Origin of the sequence: Kroppenstedtia sanguinis (genome assembly GCF_050433445.1) — a bacterium.
GTDB classification, from domain to species: Bacteria; Bacillota; Bacilli; order Thermoactinomycetales; family DSM-45169; genus Kroppenstedtia; species Kroppenstedtia sanguinis.
Genome location: NZ_JBNPXF010000007.1, coordinates 56,948 through 75,058, shown reverse-complemented (window position 1 = coordinate 75,058; position 18,111 = coordinate 56,948). Strand labels below are relative to the sequence as shown.

The 18,111-nt window shown below is 52.9% G+C and carries 16 protein-coding genes and 1 riboswitch; of the genes, 15 read left to right on the top strand and 1 reads right to left on the bottom strand.

Annotated features, from left to right (window positions below; genetic code table 11):
• The first annotated feature begins 90 nt into the window (after positions 1-90).
• From wecB to JOD24_RS06065, 15 genes are all read left to right on the top strand, one after another.
• Complete coding sequence (gene wecB, locus JOD24_RS06135) at positions 91-1,164, top strand: non-hydrolyzing UDP-N-acetylglucosamine 2-epimerase (protein ID WP_429246531.1); 1,074 nt, start codon at positions 91-93, stop codon at positions 1,162-1,164.
• An 80-nt stretch (positions 1,165-1,244) separates the two neighbouring features.
• A complete protein-coding gene (locus JOD24_RS06130; RefSeq protein WP_380165121.1) occupies positions 1,245-2,456 on the top strand; it encodes a glycosyltransferase family 4 protein in 1,212 nt (403 codons plus the stop codon).
• A 151-nt stretch (positions 2,457-2,607) separates the two neighbouring features.
• Positions 2,608-3,681, top strand: coding sequence for a Gfo/Idh/MocA family protein (locus JOD24_RS06125; protein ID WP_380165123.1), 1,074 nt, complete (start codon positions 2,608-2,610; stop codon positions 3,679-3,681).
• A complete protein-coding gene (locus JOD24_RS06120; protein ID WP_380165125.1) occupies positions 3,678-4,790 on the top strand; it encodes a DegT/DnrJ/EryC1/StrS family aminotransferase in 1,113 nt (370 codons plus the stop codon). Before JOD24_RS06125 ends, JOD24_RS06120 begins: the two co-directional genes overlap by 4 nt.
• An 18-nt stretch (positions 4,791-4,808) precedes the next feature.
• On the top strand, positions 4,809-6,122 hold the full coding sequence (locus JOD24_RS06115; RefSeq protein ID WP_380165127.1) for a nucleotide sugar dehydrogenase: 1,314 nt from the start codon (positions 4,809-4,811) through the stop codon (positions 6,120-6,122).
• On the top strand, positions 6,109-6,882 hold the full coding sequence (locus JOD24_RS06110) for an acyltransferase (RefSeq protein ID WP_429246530.1): 774 nt from the start codon (positions 6,109-6,111) through the stop codon (positions 6,880-6,882). The genes JOD24_RS06115 and JOD24_RS06110 overlap by 14 nt, the downstream gene beginning before the upstream one ends.
• A 17-nt stretch (positions 6,883-6,899) precedes the next feature.
• Positions 6,900-8,363, top strand: coding sequence for a lipopolysaccharide biosynthesis protein (locus JOD24_RS06105; RefSeq protein WP_429246529.1), 1,464 nt, complete (start codon positions 6,900-6,902; stop codon positions 8,361-8,363).
• Between the two features lie 10 nt (positions 8,364-8,373).
• Positions 8,374-9,759: an O-antigen ligase family protein gene (locus JOD24_RS06100; RefSeq protein WP_380165133.1), complete on the top strand. Its 1,386-nt coding sequence runs from the start codon at positions 8,374-8,376 to the stop codon at positions 9,757-9,759.
• Positions 9,756-10,856 (top strand): glycosyltransferase family 4 protein, encoded by a 1,101-nt coding sequence (locus tag JOD24_RS06095; protein ID WP_380165135.1) that lies wholly within the window; start codon positions 9,756-9,758, stop codon positions 10,854-10,856. Before JOD24_RS06100 ends, JOD24_RS06095 begins: the two co-directional genes overlap by 4 nt.
• Before the next feature lie 15 nt (positions 10,857-10,871).
• Positions 10,872-12,125 (top strand): glycosyltransferase family 4 protein, encoded by a 1,254-nt coding sequence (locus tag JOD24_RS06090; RefSeq protein ID WP_380165137.1) that lies wholly within the window; start codon positions 10,872-10,874, stop codon positions 12,123-12,125.
• A 143-nt stretch (positions 12,126-12,268) separates the two neighbouring features.
• Positions 12,269-13,183 (top strand): SDR family oxidoreductase, encoded by a 915-nt coding sequence (locus JOD24_RS06085; protein WP_380165139.1) that lies wholly within the window; start codon positions 12,269-12,271, stop codon positions 13,181-13,183.
• A 186-nt stretch (positions 13,184-13,369) separates the two neighbouring features.
• The gene (locus JOD24_RS06080) at positions 13,370-14,020 is read left to right on the top strand and encodes a sugar transferase (RefSeq protein WP_380165141.1); all 651 of its coding nucleotides are present in this window, start codon (positions 13,370-13,372) and stop codon (positions 14,018-14,020) included.
• 730 nt (positions 14,021-14,750) lie between these two features.
• Positions 14,751-14,859: riboswitch (SAM riboswitch) on the top strand.
• 73 nt (positions 14,860-14,932) lie between these two features.
• Positions 14,933-15,934, top strand: coding sequence for a methionine ABC transporter ATP-binding protein (locus tag JOD24_RS06075; RefSeq protein ID WP_429246528.1), 1,002 nt, complete (start codon positions 14,933-14,935; stop codon positions 15,932-15,934).
• Positions 15,924-16,580, top strand: a complete 657-nt coding sequence (locus tag JOD24_RS06070; RefSeq protein WP_380165145.1) for a methionine ABC transporter permease — start codon at positions 15,924-15,926, stop codon at positions 16,578-16,580. Before JOD24_RS06075 ends, JOD24_RS06070 begins: the two co-directional genes overlap by 11 nt.
• Positions 16,581-16,598: 18 nt before the next feature.
• Positions 16,599-17,408 carry a MetQ/NlpA family ABC transporter substrate-binding protein gene (locus tag JOD24_RS06065; RefSeq protein ID WP_429246527.1) on the top strand — a complete coding sequence of 270 codons (810 nt, stop codon included), beginning with the start codon at positions 16,599-16,601 and terminating at the stop codon, positions 17,406-17,408.
• Positions 17,409-17,457: 49 nt separating this feature from the next.
• On the opposite strand, the gene JOD24_RS06060 is transcribed toward JOD24_RS06065, so the two are convergent.
• A complete protein-coding gene (locus JOD24_RS06060; RefSeq protein ID WP_380165149.1) occupies positions 17,458-18,096 on the bottom strand; it encodes a YigZ family protein in 639 nt (212 codons plus the stop codon).
• Between the last annotated feature and the right edge of the window lie 15 nt (positions 18,097-18,111).

Sequence of the window (18,111 nt, the reverse complement as noted above, 5' to 3'; positions counted from 1 at the left end):
ACAAGGGACCGGATAATGCCGTTTCCCCAACAGAGGGACTTCCCACGCAGAGAATCCGAAAATCAGGGATCCCTGTAAGGAGTGAGAATCATGAAAGTAGTCACGGTGGTGGGAGCACGTCCGCAGTTTATCAAGGCGGCTCCGGTCTCCAGATGTCTCAGGGGACGGGAAACAGAAATTTTGGTCCATACCGGCCAGCATTATGATACGACAATGTCCGAGGTCTTCTTTGAAGAACTTAAGATTCCCCGGCCAGATTATCATCTGGAAGTGGGCTCCAAAAGCCATGGGGCCCAGACCGGAGAAATGTTGTCCAGATTGGAACAGGTCTTGATTCAGGAACGACCGGACTGGGTATTGGTTTACGGAGACACCAATACGACGCTGGCAGGGGCCCTGGCCGCTGCTAAGCTCCATATTCCCGTCGCCCATGTGGAGGCCGGGCTTCGTAGCTTTAATCGACAGATGCCCGAAGAGATCAACCGTGTCTTGACGGATCATATGGCAGAGATTCTGTATTGCCCCACGGAGACGGCAGTTCAACATCTGGCTGCAGAGGGGATTCGCCGGGGGGTGGTTCATGTGGGGGATGTGATGGTGGATGCGCTTCGGTTTAATCGGGAACTTGCCAATGACCGTCGCATCCTGGAGGAGCTGGGGATGGAGCCGGGGACTTATCTCCTCGTGACTCTGCACCGTGCAGAAAACACGGATCACCCCGATCGGTTGGAGGAAATCCTGTCGGCTTTAAACGAACTGGAATCCCCGATGATCCTGCCGTTGCATCCACGGACGCGCAACCGAATGCAGAAACAGGGAGTCAACTTGACCAATCCCCGCTTAAAAGTGATTGAGCCTGTAGGTTATTTGGATATGCTCCACCTTGAAATGAATGCTGCCAAAATCTTAACCGACTCCGGCGGAGTGCAAAAAGAAGCCTTTCTCCTACAAGTTCCCTGTATCACGATGCGAGATGAAACGGAATGGACAGAGACGGTGGAACAAAAAGCCAACGTCCTTGTCGGGGCAAATAAGAGGAAAATAATCGAATATGTGGAAACTTTTCATGTGGATTTCACTCAGGTGGCTCCTGTTTTTGGGGATGGCTATACAGCAGACCGGATCGTGGAGTCGCTGGGAAAGAGCGGAGGATGTCAACAGTAGTCGCGGATCCCTCCACCTGAGCCTGTCATCAGTCTGGCTCCGGCGATAGGGAGCGCGGGAGAAAGGAAGACAACAACACCATGAGCCTGAAGATACTGGTTATTTCCCATATGTATCCCAACCCGGCCAATCCGATGTCGGGGGTTTTTGTTCACAACCAAGTGAAAGCGATGAAACAGATGGGGTTGGACATTCAGGTGGTTTCCCCCATTCCCCGGTTTCCTCTCTATCCCAAATGGAGGGTGTACACCCGGTTCCCACGAAAGGCCGTGATGGATGGGATTCCGATTCATTATGTGCCGGCCCGGATGTTCCCAGGCGGTCTGTTTTTCCAGGCTTTTGGATATTTATATTATCAAGCCTTGGTTCGTGAAATTCAGCAACTGAAAGAGTCCTTTGCATTTGATCTGATCCATTGTCACACCATATTTCCCGATGGTTATGCCGGAACTTTGTTGAAAAAGGTGTTTTCGGTGCCGGTGGTTAGTACGATTCATGGATCAGACATCCGCCTGTATCCCTTCCGGAGTAAGGGAGTACTGGAACGTACGGAAGTGGCTCTCAGAAGCTGTGATCATATTGTGGCGGTGAGTAACGGATTGAAACGGGATGCCCAAAGGCTGGTGGCAGGGGTGGAAGCGACCACGATCTACAACGGATTTGATCCGAAGCGCTTCTATCCCCGCTCTCAAAAAGTGGCAAGAGAACATCTTCAGCTTCCAGAACAGGAAAAAATCATTCTCTATGTGGGCAACCTCTATAAGGTGAAGGGGATTGAATACCTGATTGATGCTTTTGCGATCGTGGCGGATCAGCATCCCGAATTCCACCTGTATTTGGTTGGGGACGGCCCCCTACGTGGACCATTGAAAAAAAGATCCCGGGAGAAGGGTATCGAAGGACGGATACATTTCACAGGGAGGAGACCCCACGATGAAATTCCCTGGTGGGTCAACAGCAGCGATGTAGTGGCTTTATCTAGTCTCAGCGAGGGGCTGCCCTCCATTCTCCTAGAAGCCATGGGGTGTGGAAAGCCGGTGGTGGCGACGGATGTCGGAGGGGTCTCCGAAATCCTTCAGCACCGGAAGACGGGATTTTTGGCCAAACCGAAAGATCCAGAAGACTTGGTTCACTATCTGAGGATTCTGTTGATGGATGATGAAGGTCTTGCCCACGATATGGGGGAACGGGCTTACGCGGAATCCGGCTCCCACACTTGGCAGAAAAATGCGGAACGGATGGTCAAACTGTACGATCAATTGTTAGATAAGAGTTCGAAAAGAAATGACTAAGATTTCTTAAAGGTTCGCCTATATAGATTCCAAATATATTTCAACTGTGTTACATTGAGGCTGTCATTGTAACATACCTGTAATAAAGGCAGATCGCCCACCGTGCCCGTCTTTGGACGGGCGTAACCATTCAGAAAAGGAGGGGGCATCATTGATCCATTACGGTATCATCGGATGCGGACATATTGCCCAGAAGCACGTGGCGGCGATTCAAGCCGTGGAGGGGGCGCGGTTGGTTGCGGTTTGCGATCGGGATCTGGACCGTCTGCAGCCATTTAGGGGTGAAGAAGTGACTGCATATACCGATGTGGAGCAGATGTTGACACATCCGGGTCTAGATGTGGTTAATATCTGCACACCCAGTGGTACGCACAAGGACCTGACGATTCAAGCGGCAACTGCTGGTAAACATGTAGTGGTGGAAAAACCGATGGCACTCACTCTGGAGGACGCTGACCGAATGATCGAAGTCTGCAGAGAAAACCAGGTTCAGCTATGTGTAGTCCATCCGAACCGTTTCCGACCGGCCATGCGCCGGCTGAAGGAACGAGTGGAGTCTGGCGCCTTCGGCACCTTTAGTCATGTCAATGCCACCCTCCGCTGGAATCGGAATCAAGCCTATTATGACCAAGCCCTTTGGAGAGGCACGCGCCAGATGGATGGGGGCGTGTTGATGAATCAAGGCATCCACAACCTGGATCTTCTCCTGTGGTTGATGGGAGAGGTAGAGGAGGTGGCTTCTTATCAAGCCACCCGCCTCCGGCGGATCGAAACCGAAGATACATCCGTATCTATCCTCAAATTCAGAAACGGGGCACTCGGTGTGATCGAGGCAGCAGTCACGATTTATCCCAACAACCTAGAGGAATCTCTGTCCCTGTTTGGGGAGAAAGGAACAGCGGTGGTGGGAGGGCGAACAGCCCACGCGATTCGCACTTGGAAGTTTGCCGATCTGAGCGAAGAGAGTGCGGACCAGGTGATCCAACAGGTGGAGGAAGACCCTTGGGGGGTTCCAGGGCATCAATGCTTGATTGAAAGGATGACCGCGGTCATCCGATCTGGAGGACAGCCTCCGGTGACCGGAGATGATGGCAGAAGAGCACTTCAGCTGGTGCTCGCTTGTCAACAGGCGGCGACATCCCGCCGACCGGTCCGCCTCGAGGAGATGCAGGGGGAAGCGGGGACACATCCTTTTTCAACGGGAACAAGGGGGGATACGAATTGAATCGGACGCCCTTATTAGATCTGGCAAGCCAGTACCGGAGGATCGGCGGGGAGATTCAAGAGGCGATGGAGCGGGTGTTGGAGAGCGGACGTTATATCCTGGGGCCTGAGGTTACAGCTCTGGAGAAGGAAGTGGCCGCCTTCAGCGGCACCCGTCATGGAGTGGGGGTGGCTAACGGAACGGATGCTCTGCTCTTGACTCTGGATGCCTGGGGAATTGGTCCGGGGGATGAAGTGATCACCACTCCCTTCACTTTTTTTGCCACTGCAGAGGTGATCTCTCGGTTGGGTGCGAGACCGGTTTTCGTCGATATCGACCCTGATACGTATAATCTGGATGTCCATCAGCTGGAACAAAAATATACTTCCCGGACCCGAGCGATCCTTCCGGTTCATCTCTTCGGTCAACCGGTGGATCTGGAGGAAGTGACAGCTTTTGCAAAGGATCGGGGGCTCAAAGTGCTTGAGGATGCCGCCCAAGCTATCGGAGCGGAATACAGAGGACGGAGAGTGGGTTCCTTCGGTGATGCAGCCACCTACTCCTTTTTCCCCACCAAAAATCTCGGCGGCTACGGGGACGGGGGAATGGTGGTTACCGATGATGAAAGATTGGCGGAAAAGTTGCGTAGCCTTCGGGTTCACGGCCGCGGTCCCCAATCCAAATATCATCATATCGACATCGGCTACAACAGCCGTCTAGATGAATTGCAGGCGGCAGCTCTCCGGGTGAAACTTCGCCACTTGGAAGCCTGGAATGAGGCGCGGCGGGAGAAGGCACGCATCTATGATCAATCCTTGGTCGATCTGCCGGTGGTTCCCCCTGTGGTCCCAGCAGATCGGAAATCGATTTACCATCTTTACATCATCCAAACCCGGCAGAGAGAAGAATTGATGGAGCATCTGCGGAGACGGGAGATCGCCGTTGCCGCTTACTATCCAGTTCCGCTTCATCTTCAGGAGGTATACCAGGACTTGGGATACCGGGAAGGGGATTTGCCTGTGGCGGAGGAGGTCTCTCGGCAGGCGATGGCATTGCCCCTCGATCCGGAGCTCAGTGAGGCGGGCCAGAATCGAGTGATCGCAGCGATCAAAGACTTTTTTCTGGGATGAATGGAGGGAGGGGAAGGGATGCACATCGAACAGGTGCTGGATCGGATCTATCGGAAGGAAGCGGTGATCGGAGTAGTCGGTCTCGGCTATGTCGGTTTACCACTGGCAGTGGAAAAGGCGAAGGCGGGCTACCGGGTGATCGGGTTTGATATCCAGTCGAAGCGAGTGGAGATGGTGAACCAGGGGATCAATTACATCGGGGATGTGGTAGATGAAGAACTGGCCAGCCTCGTGGCTACGGGACAGCTATGTGCAACGGGGGATTACTCCGACATCGCCCAGGTGGATGCGGTCTCCATCTGTGTCCCGACGCCTCTGGACCGTTACCAACAGCCGGACACTTCTTATGTGGAAGGATCAGCACGGGAGATCGCCAGACGACTCCATCCTGGGATGCTGGTGGTTCTGGAGAGTACCACCTATCCTGGCACGACAGAGGAAGTGGTGCTACCGATCCTGGAGGAGAGCGGCTTGAAGGTGGGCCGGGATTTTTACCTGGCTTTTTCTCCGGAACGGGTCGATCCCGGAAATAAAATCTATCACACGAAAAACACTCCCAAAGTGGTGGGAGGAATCACCCAAGACTGCACTCGGACGGCAGCTGCCCTCTACCGAAATGTGCTCGAAGGGGAAGTGTTTGAGGTCTCCGGTCCGGCAGTGGCTGAGATGGAAAAAATCTTGGAAAACACTTTCCGTAATCTCAACATCGCCCTCGCCAATGAGATGTCGATCCTGTGCAATAAAATGGGCATCGATTACTGGGAAGTGGTGGAGGCGGCTAAGACCAAACCTTACGGATTTATGGCCTTTTATCCAGGCCCAGGTCTCGGGGGGCACTGTATTCCCATCGATCCCTATTATCTGACCTGGAAAGCCAGAGAATACAAATACCACACACGTCTGATTGAACTGGCAGGTGAAATCAATAACTATATGCCGGATTTTGTAGTGGAGCGGGTCATGAAGATGTTGAGCCGCCACGGAAAGCCGCTGAAAGGCTCCACCGTACTTCTCTTAGGTGTCGCCTATAAGCGAGATATCGATGACATGCGGGAGTCCCCTGCCATCGAAATTCTCCGGCAACTGGTAAAGCAGGGGGCCTATGTCCAGGTGAATGATCCTCATATCTCCTCTTTTGATCTGGACGGCCAAGTCTATGAGAGTCAACCTTTGACTGCTGAACTGTTGGAAGAAGCGGATCTCACTGTGATCACGACAGACCACAGTGCCTATGACTATTCTTTGATCGGAAAAAAAGCCAAACTGATTTTTGATACCCGCAATGGATTGAAAGATGTACAGCAGATCCGAGGAGACTATGAAAGGATTTAATACGAAAGGAGTGGGGAGTGTGGATAATTGGATCCATCCAGAGGCCCGGCTTGGGAACGGAGTAAAAATAGGTCCTTTTACCGTGATTGAAGAAGGAGCCGTTTTGGGCGATAATGTCACCGTCGGAAACTATGTGACCATCCACGCGGATACGATCATCGGGGCCGGGACGACGATTGCCGATCAGGCGGTGATCGGACGCTGGCCTCGGCCCGCCTCAACCAGCACCGTTCAGGTAGATGCCGCTCTTTCCCCTTTGTCTTTGGGAGAGGGATGCACCATTGGGACTCATGCTGTTTTGTATCGGGGTAGCCAGCTGGGCGCGGAAGTTCTGGTGGCGGATCAGGCTTTTGTCCGTGAGCAATGCCTTATCGGCGACCGTGTCCTCATCGGCCGCGGGGTTGCCGTGGAAAACCGGGTGGAAATCGGTTCCTACACAAAAATTCAGACCAACGCGTATATCACTGCTCACTCCCGGTTGGAAGAGCAGGTCTTCATCGCTCCTGGGGTGATTACAACCAACGATAACTACATGGGGCGAACTAAGGAACGCTTCCGGCAGTTGAAAGGGCCCACGGTGAAGCGGGGGGCCCGGGTCGGAGGCGGGGCGATCCTCCTCCCTGGTGTAGTCGTCGCAGAGGAAAGTTTCATCGCTGCGGGGGCGGTGGTCAACCGGGATACAGAAGCGGCCATGGTTTATGCCGGGGTGCCGGCGAGACCATTGCGCCGGGTTCCTGAGGGAGAGATGCGCGGAAGTTAGAGAGAGGTAAAGGGGTTATGCTAAACAAGATCAAACAACTGTTTTCCGATTCCACCGCTTTTTTATTTGCGTTGATGGGAAACAAGATTGTTAGTTTTCTGTTGGTCCCGGTCTATACCCGACAACTCCTCAGCTCGGAGTTTGCGGATTGGGATCAGACCAACACCATTTCCATGGTTCTCACTTATTTGTGCATACTGGGTACTGACACCGCTTTTGCCTATTATTATTTTGCGGCCAAGGATGAAAAAGATCGGAACGGCTATTTTACAGCGGCGGTCATGTTTCCGACGCTGATCAGTTTGGTCTTTCTGTTGATTTTCTATTTCATCAGCGAGCCTACATCCCTTCTGCTGTATGATAAACCGGAAGGATATCCACACTTGTTGACGATGGCGGTATTGGTGATCGTCTTCAATGTGATTATCCAGCAGATTCTGGCTTATGCACGCTACAGCCGACAAGTATGGACCTTTAATATCGGCAGTATGAGCTTTGTGATCGGCTCCTCCCTGGCCAGCGTCTACTTTGTCGTGGTGGAGAAACTGGGTGTCATGGGGATTTTTTACGGACAGATCGTGGCCCAGGCGGTGGTGGCTGCTGTCTTGCTCTGGCATTACCGGGGTAAATTCACCCTGTCAATGGAAAAACGGCATATTAAGGATCTATTGGTCTATGGGGTGCCTCTGTTGCCGGCTCTGCTTGCCTTCTGGGTGATGAACGCCGTCAGCCGTCCCATGATTTATCACATGGTCTCTCCTGAAGCCGCAGGGGTGTTCGGACTGGCTTTGCGCTTTGCCAGTATGATCGCCCTTCTGACGACTGCCTTTCAACTGGCTTGGCGTCCTTTCTCCGTCTCCATTAAAGACCGGGAGGATGCTCAACAGATCTACAGTTTGCTGGGACGGGGTTTCCTGGTGTTAGCCACTTTCTTCATCCTGTTCCTCACATTCTTTATCGAACCGCTGATCCAGTTGGTAGCCGGTAAAGCAGAATACTTTGGTGCCTACCCCTATGTCTGGATGCTGGCTACAGGCACCGTGCTCAACACCATGCACCTGATCGTCGGGGTCGGCCTGTTGATTCAAAAAAAGACCAAGGAAATCTCCAAAACCTTTTTGGTGGCCGCCATCGTCTATTTGGCGGGCAATGCGATCCTGATTCCGTTGATCGGCCCTTGGGGAACGGCGGCTATGAACGTGGTCACTTATCTCTATGCTTTCCTCTCCGTCTATCGGAAAGGGCAGAAGGTCTACCCCGTGGATTTCCGGATGCGGTCCATGATGACCTATTTCGGGATTTACCTGGCAGTCCTTTCTGCGATCACCTTCGCTCAGGTGCAGGGTTGGAGCGGTTTATGGATGGTTTATCTCGTCGCTTTGGCGGTGATGGTGGTGGCAGTATTTGCGACGGGTGTGTTCAACAAAAGTTCTATCACCTTCCTGCGTGAACGGTTGCCTAACCTCCTTGGAAAAAGGTGAGTGTTGATAGATGAGCTTCCTGTGGATGACGGGACAAAGACAGCTGAACCGGCTCTTTCACCTGATGGTGATCTGTGCCGTACTGGGGCCGACTCTGGGAGTGACGATTTTTCCTGGCTTCAGAATGACTGGTTTCCGGGTGCTCCTCCTTTTGTTGGTGGGAGGATGGATTATTCACCGAGTTCGCCATCATTCTTTGGAATCATCCCCGTGGATTCCAGTGCGGTGGTACGTCGCCTTTTTCGCTTGCTGGGCGATCTACGGAGTCCTTTCCCTGTTTTGGGCTGGTCACTGGGAATTGGGTTTGAGGTACACCTCCTTTTTGATAATGATGTTGCTCTTGTGCCTCTCCTTTCCTTATTTTATCCACAGTCCAGGCAGTATTCGGTGTACTTCTCGGATCCTGTTCGGCGTATTTTTTGTCCTAGTGATCTTCGGGTGGCTTGAATCACTTACTGCATGGCATCTTCCTGTGTCCCGGTACTCTGGGGAGAATCAACCTTATCCCACTTCTTTTTTTACCAACCAAAACGATTTTGCTACAGCGATTACCCTTGGCCTGCCCTTTTTGGTGACGGCTCTGTATATGCTCCCGCTCAGCCGGTGGTACAAGGGCGTGATCTACGGGACGGGAGTAATCGCCCTGGTTTGTCTCTTCATGACAGGTTCTCGTAGCAACAGCGGGTTGGTCCTTCCTTTGATGGCTTTGGTGTGGGGGTTGCTGATTCCCTTCACTGTAGAACGATGGAAATTCAACCGGACCCGTCTACTCCAGGGAGTCGGGTTGATACTGTTGGCGATCTTGCTGGTTCAGCAGTTGACCTCTCTCCTTCTGGTCCAACCCACCCGTGAGAAGCTGGGTTCCACCTTGGGGGCGATACAGGATCTCCAAGGTTGGAACTTCCAAGAAGAAGAGGAGGAGAATGCGGCGGCTTCCGGGGATCAGAGCATTCATACGCGCAAGGCACTAATCATCCAGGGTCTGCGCTTGCTCCATCAGAGCCACTACTTGGGTGTGGGGGCGGGAAATATTGAGTATTACATGCAGGCAATGCCTGGGGTGGACAAGACCAATATCCACAACTGGTGGGCGGAGGTGCTGGTCAATTTCGGGGTGGTCATCTTTATCCCTTATATGGCACTGTACTTCCTGCTCCTATACCGGCTGTGGCGATTGGCCCAGGTGAATGAGCAAAGGCATCTTTCCCCCTGGATCCGCTGGGGGGCCACCTCCAGCTTGATCGCTCTGATCGGCTATTTCTTTGGCGGGATGGCTCCCAGCACGGCGATCCATTTCACTCCGATGTGGGTCGTCCTCGGGTTTGCACTAGCTGTTGTGGCGGTGGGAAGCCGAGGGGAAGAGAGGAGTTCGTCTAGGGGGAGGGTGGCCACATGAAAAAGGTGATGATCTTCAGCTCGGTCCACAGCTGTGATGACTCCCGGGTGTTTTACAAGGAGGCCGTCTCCCTGGCCCGGTCGGGATACCAGGTGGAATTGCATGCGCGGGCTGATTTTGAGCGACGGGAGGAACAGGGAGTGACCCTCATCGGCCTCCCTCCTCCCAAAAGCAGAGTCGCTAGACTGCTGAGTGGATGGCGCCTTTTCCAGCGGGCGCGCTCCAGCGGGGCGGATCGATTTCACTTTCACGATCCCGAGCTGTTGCCGTGGGGGGTTCTTCTCCGCTGGTGGACAGGAGCTCCAGTCATTTACGACGCCCATGAGGATCTTCCTAAACAGATCCATACCAAACCGTGGATTCCAAAGTGGCTACGCAAGCCCCTCTCTAGGATCGCCGATCTCCTGGAGAAAGGGATGGCTCGGCGCCTGTCGGCGGTAGTGACCGCGACAGAGCCGATCGCCCGCAATTTTTCCTCGGGTCCGCAAGTGGTGGTGGTAAAGAACTATCCCCTGCCCTTGGATCCACCACCAGCCAGCGGAGAGGATGAGAAAAACCGGATCTTGTATATCGGCGGGATCTCCTACTTACGGGGGTATCGGGAGATGATCGAGATGATGGATCACCTGCCTCAGGAGTTGGAGGCGGAGCTTCATCTGATCGGCCCTTTGCAACATATCCGGCCAGAGGATCGGGAGGAAAAGTTCCTGCGCCAGAAGGGGGTCACCCTCCATGGAAAGATTCCCTATACCGAGGTGCAACAGTGGCTGGGGAAAGGGAAAGTGGGTTTGGTCTGTCTTCATCCCGTGGAAAACTATCGGGAATCGCTTCCCATCAAAATGTTTGAATATATGGCGGCAGGCTTGCCTGTGATCGCCACCCGCTTTCCTCTGTGGCGGGAGATTGTGGAGGGGAGCGGGGCTGGCCGGACAGTGGATCCCCTTCAACCACAGGAAATAGCGGCTCAAGTGGCTGAGATCCTTCGGAACGATGAACTGCGGAGAAGGATGGGAGTCAAGGGACGGCAGGCGCATCGAGAAGTATATAACTGGCAGGTGGAGGAGAAGAAATTAATACAGCTGTATCAAGGGCTGTAAGGGAGTGAAGTCCAATTGCGTATCTGGATCGCCAATCACTATGCGGCACCCCCTCATCTGGGCGGGATTACCCGGCATTATGAGCTGGCCCAGGAATGGGCGGCAGAAGAACAGGCAGAGGTGACCCTGTGGCTTTCTTCCTTCAATCACACCCGGCGGCGCAGGATCCGAAGAGCGGAACGGGATTCAGTGAAGACCCCCGGTTTTCGTCTCCGGTGGTTGTGGTCTTTTCCCCATACCAGGAATGATTTCCGGCGGGTGTTAAATATGATCAGCTTTTCCTTCCTATTCGTGCTGGTCGGATGTTTCCGCAGGCGGCCGGATCTGCTATTGGCTTCCTCTCCCCACCTGCTCACCCCTTTGGCTGGGTGGGTGTTGTCCAAGGTGAAACGTTGTCCCTTCGTCCTGGAAGTGCGGGATCTGTGGCCGGATACTCTCATTCAGATGAATGGACTGAGAAATCCCCTGGTGATCAAGGCTCTGACCCGCCTGGAATCCTTCCTTTACCGGCGGGCGGATCAAATCATCGTATTGACGGAGTATCAACGCAAGTTCATCGCCGCCAAAGGGATTCCCTCTCATAAAATCTCTTTGATCCCCAACGGAATTGTGCAGGGGTCCTGGCACCCCCGAAAATCGGAGAAAAGGGAATATCGGCGACGGATGGGAGTGGAATCCTATCGGTTTGTCGCCCTTTATGCTGGTGCTCACGGCCCGGCCAATGCACTGGAACACGTTGTCCAGGCGGCTCTTGATCTGCCGACAGGTTGTGCCATCGTGCTGATCGGTGATGGGCCAGAAAAGGAGCGGCTTCGGCAACTGAAAAGAGAGCGGGGGCTGGATCATGTGTACCTGCTGGATCCGGTTCCCAAAGAGGAGATTTACCATTATATCGATGCCGCCGACTGTGGAGTGATCTCCCTCGCAGATCATGAGATTTTCAGAGGGGCCCGCCCCAATAAATTATTTGACTATCTGTATGTAGGCAAACCCGTCATCACCACTGTAGACGGCGAGGTCCGACAGATTGTGGAGGAAAACGGGGTAGGACTCTTCTCTGGTGCGGAGAATTCCCGAGGATTGGCTGAGGCGATCGAGAAATTGATGACCCTGTCCCCAGAGGAACGAGAGCGGATAGCCGAACAGGGTCAACGGTACATCGAGCGCTTTGGCGATCGGAGAAAATTGGCTAAAAAGCTGTTGCGGGAGATGAAAAGCCTGCTCTACCCCGGTGCAAAGCCGATAGAAGAAATCAATCGCTCCGGGTGAAGAGGGCTGGGATGGATCCCCTGCCTCCTGAAGAAAACCTTAACGGAGGGAATCCCGTTTCTTCTATAGAGGAACCACTAGAAGCACTGGAGGATTTCGTACAGGGGCGGAATCCCCTTTACAACAGAGAAGGAGTCATAGATATGAAGGTGTTGGTGACAGGGGGAGCCGGTTTTATCGGCTCCCATATCGTAGATCAATTGTTGGAAAAGGGGCACCAGGTGGTGGTGGTGGATAATCTGTCCACCGGGGAAGAGGAAGTTCTGAGGCCAGAGAGTTCTTTTTACCGGCTGAACATTCAGGATGAAGACATCGACGAGGTGGTGGGTGAGGAGCAACCAGATGCGGTGATCCATCAGGCCGCTCAATCCCAAGTGACCCGCTCCATTGAGGATCCCCTCGCAGATGCCCGAACCAATATTCTGGGTACGATCCGCCTGTTGGAAAGTTGTCGCCGCCACGGGGTGGCCAAATTCATCTATGCTTCATCGGCGGCCATCTATGGTAATCCCCAATATTTGCCCATCGATGAACAACATCCATTGTCGCCATTGGCCCCGTACGGTATTTCCAAAGGAACGCCTGAGGAATATATCCAGGCCTATCATCGTTTGCACGGACTTTCTTTTACGATTTTAAGGTATGCCAATGTGTACGGAATCCGGCAGGTTCCCCATGGGGAAGGGGCCGTCATTTCCATCTTTATCGATCGGCTGTTGCGGGGGCTTCCCTTGACGATCCATGGGGACGGGGAGCAGACTCGGGATTATATTTATGTTGAGGATGTCGCCCGTGCCAATGTGGCGGCATTGGAAGCGGGAGATGGAGAAACTTTCAATCTCGGCACTGGGGTGAATACCTCCCTCAATGATTTGGTACAAACAATGGAAAAAATCAGCGGACGCAAGCTAGCGGTAAACTACGGACCGAACCGGCCCGGCGACATTAAGTACAGTTACTTTAACATTGATCGGGTGAAGTCCGTTTTGAATTGGGAACCGACCATAGATTTGGAAACCGGTTTGGCACGGACTATGGACTTTTACGGTGTTCTGTAACACAACTGTAATCTTTGTGTAAAATAGATGTTCCGATCTATTGTAAAATCGGGACATCTGCAGTATACTGAGTAACAGATTGAACGGCGTTCAGCGACCAGACAGAAACGGATGTAAAAGAACTGTAACATATTTCATCCATAAACCGACCCAATGGAATCATCATACGGTAGGAGTGGTTTGCGGATGCGTTCCAAAGCGGTGGCTTACGAAAGCGATCTGAGGGCGCGAACCGAGAGTTCGCCTTATACGGCAACCGGATATTATCCCTTCCTTAAAAGAGGGTTTGAAGTGGTCTTCTCCATTGCTCTACTGATCTTCATTCTACCGGTGCTGGTGCTGACGGCACTTGCGATCCGGTTGGAATCCAGGGGTCCTGTTTTGTATTCCCAGGAACGGGTGGGGCTGAATGGAAGTCGCTTTCATGTGTACAAGTTGCGTTCCATGCGGACCGATGCGGAGAAAAACGGACCGCAATGGGCGGCCAAAAATGATCCCCGGGTCACACGCGTCGGAAAGTTCATCCGTAAGACCCGGATTGATGAAGTTCCCCAGTTGATCAATGTGTTGCGAGGGGATATGAGTCTGATTGGCCCTCGGCCGGAGCGCCATGTCTTTACCGAGAAGTTTTCCCAGGAGATTCCGGGCTTCAAACAGCGCTTATCAGTGAAGCCGGGATTGACGGGATGGGCACAGGTGAACGGAGGGTATGAGTCAACTCCAGAGGAAAAATTCCAGTTGGATATGTACTATATCCGCAGTCAGTCCCTTGCCTTGGATATGAAAATTTTATGGCGCACGGTTTGGGTGGTTCTGTCGGGAAGCGGTGCCAGATAAATGGAACGGAAAAAAAGGGGGTTGCCACATAGGCAACCCTTTTGCAATGTTTATATGGAATGGGAATGGGAACAGAAGCATCTGAAGCATGGGTATGGAATGTGGCTCCCATTAGAACATCAGACGCAGGGACAGATACAAGAGCAACCACAGCGGGACACTCAAACACGCTGCGTTGAAAATGCCCAACCAAAAGGGTTTGCCAACTGCGGGTGAGTTCATCTGGGGCACCTCCCATACTCCTTTGATATCTTTATTATAAGAGATCTGCCGCCGGATTAGTGATTTTCGGCGCAAATGTAAAGTAAATGTAATCTCCCGAAAAACATCTGAAACAGTAGGCAGTGCGGGGTGAGGGTTGGTTCTGTTAGTAACTATATCCCAGGGCAGGCGTGTTGATTAGCCATATTTTAGGCAGGAACTAAGGTCAGGATGGTGGGGCTTTGATTCGCCTTTGCACCCATAGGGCACAAGTCTCGCCAGGGTCGCTTTCCGCTCCCGGGTCTCGCTATCGTTCTTTGCAAGAGATCGTAGCTATCTCACCATATCCTCGTCCCCTCAAGCCATATTTTACGATGGGGGGCAATAGGAAGAGCGAAAGGATCGTTTCGTTCCTATCATCCACTTTGGGATTAATCAACAGCCCTGATCCCAGGGAGGGAATATCTTCCGTTGACGTGATGGGTGGGTCATGATATCATCACATCTAACATTTGAATACATCGCTTTTCTCTTATCAAGAGAGGTGGAGGGACTGGCCCGATGAAGCCCGGCAACCGACCGATTTGATGGTTAAGGTGCCAATTCCTGCAGAACTTGAAGGTTCTGACAGATGAGAGGAAGGATCCGTGATCGCAAATCGGTCCTTTCCTTGTCTGAGGAAAGGACTTTTTATATGGGGTGGTGATGTACGTGATCCAACTGAAGAACGTGAGTAAATCCTTTACCCTGAGAGATAACGAACCGGTGCAGGCATTGACCGATGTGGATCTCGAGGTGCAAAAGGGTGAGATTTTCGGGATCGTCGGTCGCAGCGGTGCAGGCAAGAGCACCTTGTTGCGGCTGGTGAACGGACTGGAGACCCCCACCCGTGGAGAGGTCCGTGTGGATGGGCAACTGATCTCCAACCTTGGAGAGAAGGAACTGCGAGCCGCCCGTATGAAAATCGGAATGATCTTCCAACATTTTAATTTGCTCTGGTCGCGCACAGTCCGGGAGAATGTAGCATTTCCTCTTGAGGTGGCGGGCCGGCCGAAACAGGAAGTTCGTCATAAAGTGGATGCCCTTTTGGAACGGGTAGGTCTGGCGAACCGGGCGGAAGCTTATCCCGCCCAACTCTCTGGGGGGCAAAAACAGCGGGTCGGTATCGCGCGGGCTTTGGCGAACGATCCCCACGTTTTGCTGTGTGACGAAGCCACATCCGCTCTCGATCCGGAGACCACTTCATCCATTTTGGGACTACTCAAGGAGATCAACCGGGATACAGGCATCTCTTTGCTGTTGATTACTCACGAGATGAGTGTGGTGAAATCGATCTGCCACCGAGTAGCCGTGATGGATGACGGACGGATCGTGGAATCCGGGGAGGTAGACTCGGTGTTCAAACAGCCCAGTCATTCCCTGATCCGCCAATTTGTCCAACAACTGCGGGTGGAAAGGACGGGCGTACAGGACTCCCCTTCCCCTGGAAAGACCGTGATTCGCTGTGATTTTCCCCGCTGGGATCAAGTGTGGAAAATCCTGAGCCCTGCTGTCAGTAGTTCCCGGGTGACCCTCCGGAGCCTAGATGGGGAAGTGGATGAAAGCGGACGGATCTCCGTCCAAATCAGTGGGGAGCCGGGGGAAGTGAATCGTCTCCTCAACCAAATCGGAGAAGATGTGGAATTGGTGGAGGGGAAGGCACATGTTTCATGAAGTGGATTGGCCGTCCGTGTGGCAGGCCACAGGAGAAACTGCTTATATGGTGGGCATTTCCACCTTCTTTACGGCCCTGTTCGGGATTCCGCTGGGAGTCCTATTAGTGGTGACCGAGCGAGGAAATCTTTGGGATCAACCTTGGTTGCAAAAAGTGGTGTCTGCCATTGTGAATATCTTCCGGGCAGTTCCTTTTATTGTGCTCGTGCTGTTTCTGTTTCCCCTGGCACAATTTCTAGTGGGGACCAGTCTGGGGCCGACTGCAGCCACCATTCCCTTGATTGCCGGTGCCGCTCCTTTCTACGCCAGAATGGTGGAAACCGCCTTGCGAGAGGTGGACAAAGGAGTGGTGGAGGCGGCCAGATCTATGGGGACGACTCGCTTTCAGGTGATCAGACGCGTCTTGATTCCAGAAGCGATTCCTGCTCTCGTCTCAGGGCTAACCGTCACTTGTGTGACCCTGGTCAGTTTCTCGGCGATGGCTGGTGTGGTCGGTGGTGGCGGTCTCGGGGACGCCGCTTTTCGCTACGGATTCCAATCTTTCAACGATGGCATGCTATATGTCTGCGGGATTCTCCTGATCTTGATGGTTCAATTGGTTCAATGGTGTGGAGATTGGGTATCCCGTCGTTTGGATAAACGATAAAAGAACGGGGGAAACATGATGAGAAAAGGATGGTCATTGTTACTTTTGGCCTTATCTTTGGTCCTGGCCCTGACGGCCTGTGGTGGTTCGGAAACGGGAGGAACCGATGAGAAACAGATTCTCAAGGTGGGTGCCTCCCAGGTGCCTCACGCTGAAATTCTGAATCAGGTGAAGCCGGATCTGGAGAAAAAGGGGATTCAGCTGGAAGTGAAAGTGCTCCAGGATTATGTCACTCCCAACAAAGGGGTGGAAGAGGAGCAGTTGGACGCAAATTTTTTCCAGCATATCCCGTGGATGGAGACCTCCAATAAAGAACGGGGCTGGCACTTGAAGAAGGTAGTAGGGGTTCATATCGAACCGATCGGTTTATACTCGGAAAAGATCGATAAAATTTCCCAACTGAAAAAAGGATCCACCATCGCTTTGCCTAATGGAACCAGTGAGGTCACACGGGTATTGCTGCTGTTGGAACATGAGGGCTTGCTCAAACTGAAGTCAGGTGATGGAGAAAAATCCGTCAAGGATATCGCCGACAATCCGAAAAAGCTGAAATTTAAACCTCTGGAAGCAGCTACACTTCCCCGAGTGCTGGACCAAGTGGATGCAGCGGCGATCAACACCAATTATGCACTTCAAGCCAAGCTGAACCCGATGGAGGATGCTTTGATCATAGAAGGAAAAGAATCCCCATATGTCAATGTTCTGGCGGTTAAAGAGGGGAACGAGAAAGACCAAGCTATCCAGGAATTGGCTAAAGCGCTTACCTCGCCCAAAGTGGCCAAGTTCATAGAGAAAAAATACAAAGGGGCTGTGGTCCCGGCATTCTGAAGAAACCCAAACCCTCCCCGGCTCATCTGATGAGCTAGGGAGGGTTTTCTTATACTTCCATGGGACGGTGCTCTACACCGCGAAGGGTGACCCGTCCCCGACCATGGGTCCACTCTGCCACCCTCTCTTTGATCGATGATTCCTGACCGACGGGGACCCAGACTCTCCAGTGAACCTGCTCGTCGAAGCGGGGAGATTCCACTTCAACCTCCATGGATCGAAGTGCATGCTCCACTTTTCCCATGGCAGCATAGTCCACTGTAATCTCCATCTGGCTGTGTAGTAGCCAGTTCAGTGTTCCGGCGGCATCCAAGCCGGTGGAAGCCGATTGACTGTAGGCACGGACCAACCCTCCGGCCCCCAGTTTGATTCCGCCGAAGTAACGGGTGACCACCACGGCGGTGTTGAACAGTTTCCGTGCCTTGATCACTTCCAAGATGGGGCGGCCGGCTGTGCCGCCAGGTTCCCCGTCGTCGGAGGACTTTTCTGCTTTACTCTCTCCCAACACGGAGTAGGCATAACAGTTATGGGTGGCATCCCAGTGACGCTTGGAGATTTCCGTGATCCAGGCGACGGCTTCTGCTTCTGATTCGACACGGTTTACACGGCAGATAAAGTGGGATTTTTGGATGTGGATCTCCGCCTGTCCAGCTCCCTTCACGGTGAAGTATTGGGACGGCTTTTGCAACGGAATGCCTCCTCT

What these genes read in the sequence shown, in the direction of transcription:
- wecB (WP_429246531.1), top strand. Translation starts at nt 91, where the DNA reads ATGAAAGTAGTCACGGTGGTGGGAGCACGTCCGCAGTTTATCAAGGCG.
- JOD24_RS06130 (WP_380165121.1), top strand. Translation starts at nt 1,245, where the DNA reads ATGAGCCTGAAGATACTGGTTATTTCCCATATGTATCCCAACCCGGCC.
- JOD24_RS06115 (WP_380165127.1), top strand. Translation starts at nt 4,809, where the DNA reads ATGCACATCGAACAGGTGCTGGATCGGATCTATCGGAAGGAAGCGGTG.
- JOD24_RS06110 (WP_429246530.1), top strand. Translation starts at nt 6,109, where the DNA reads ATGAAAGGATTTAATACGAAAGGAGTGGGGAGTGTGGATAATTGGATC.
- JOD24_RS06105 (WP_429246529.1), top strand. Translation starts at nt 6,900, where the DNA reads ATGCTAAACAAGATCAAACAACTGTTTTCCGATTCCACCGCTTTTTTA.
- JOD24_RS06100 (WP_380165133.1), top strand. Translation starts at nt 8,374, where the DNA reads ATGAGCTTCCTGTGGATGACGGGACAAAGACAGCTGAACCGGCTCTTT.
- JOD24_RS06095 (WP_380165135.1), top strand. Translation starts at nt 9,756, where the DNA reads ATGAAAAAGGTGATGATCTTCAGCTCGGTCCACAGCTGTGATGACTCC.
- JOD24_RS06085 (WP_380165139.1), top strand. Translation starts at nt 12,269, where the DNA reads ATGAAGGTGTTGGTGACAGGGGGAGCCGGTTTTATCGGCTCCCATATC.
- JOD24_RS06080 (WP_380165141.1), top strand. Translation starts at nt 13,370, where the DNA reads ATGCGTTCCAAAGCGGTGGCTTACGAAAGCGATCTGAGGGCGCGAACC.
- JOD24_RS06070 (WP_380165145.1), top strand. Translation starts at nt 15,924, where the DNA reads ATGTTTCATGAAGTGGATTGGCCGTCCGTGTGGCAGGCCACAGGAGAA.
- JOD24_RS06065 (WP_429246527.1), top strand. Translation starts at nt 16,599, where the DNA reads ATGAGAAAAGGATGGTCATTGTTACTTTTGGCCTTATCTTTGGTCCTG.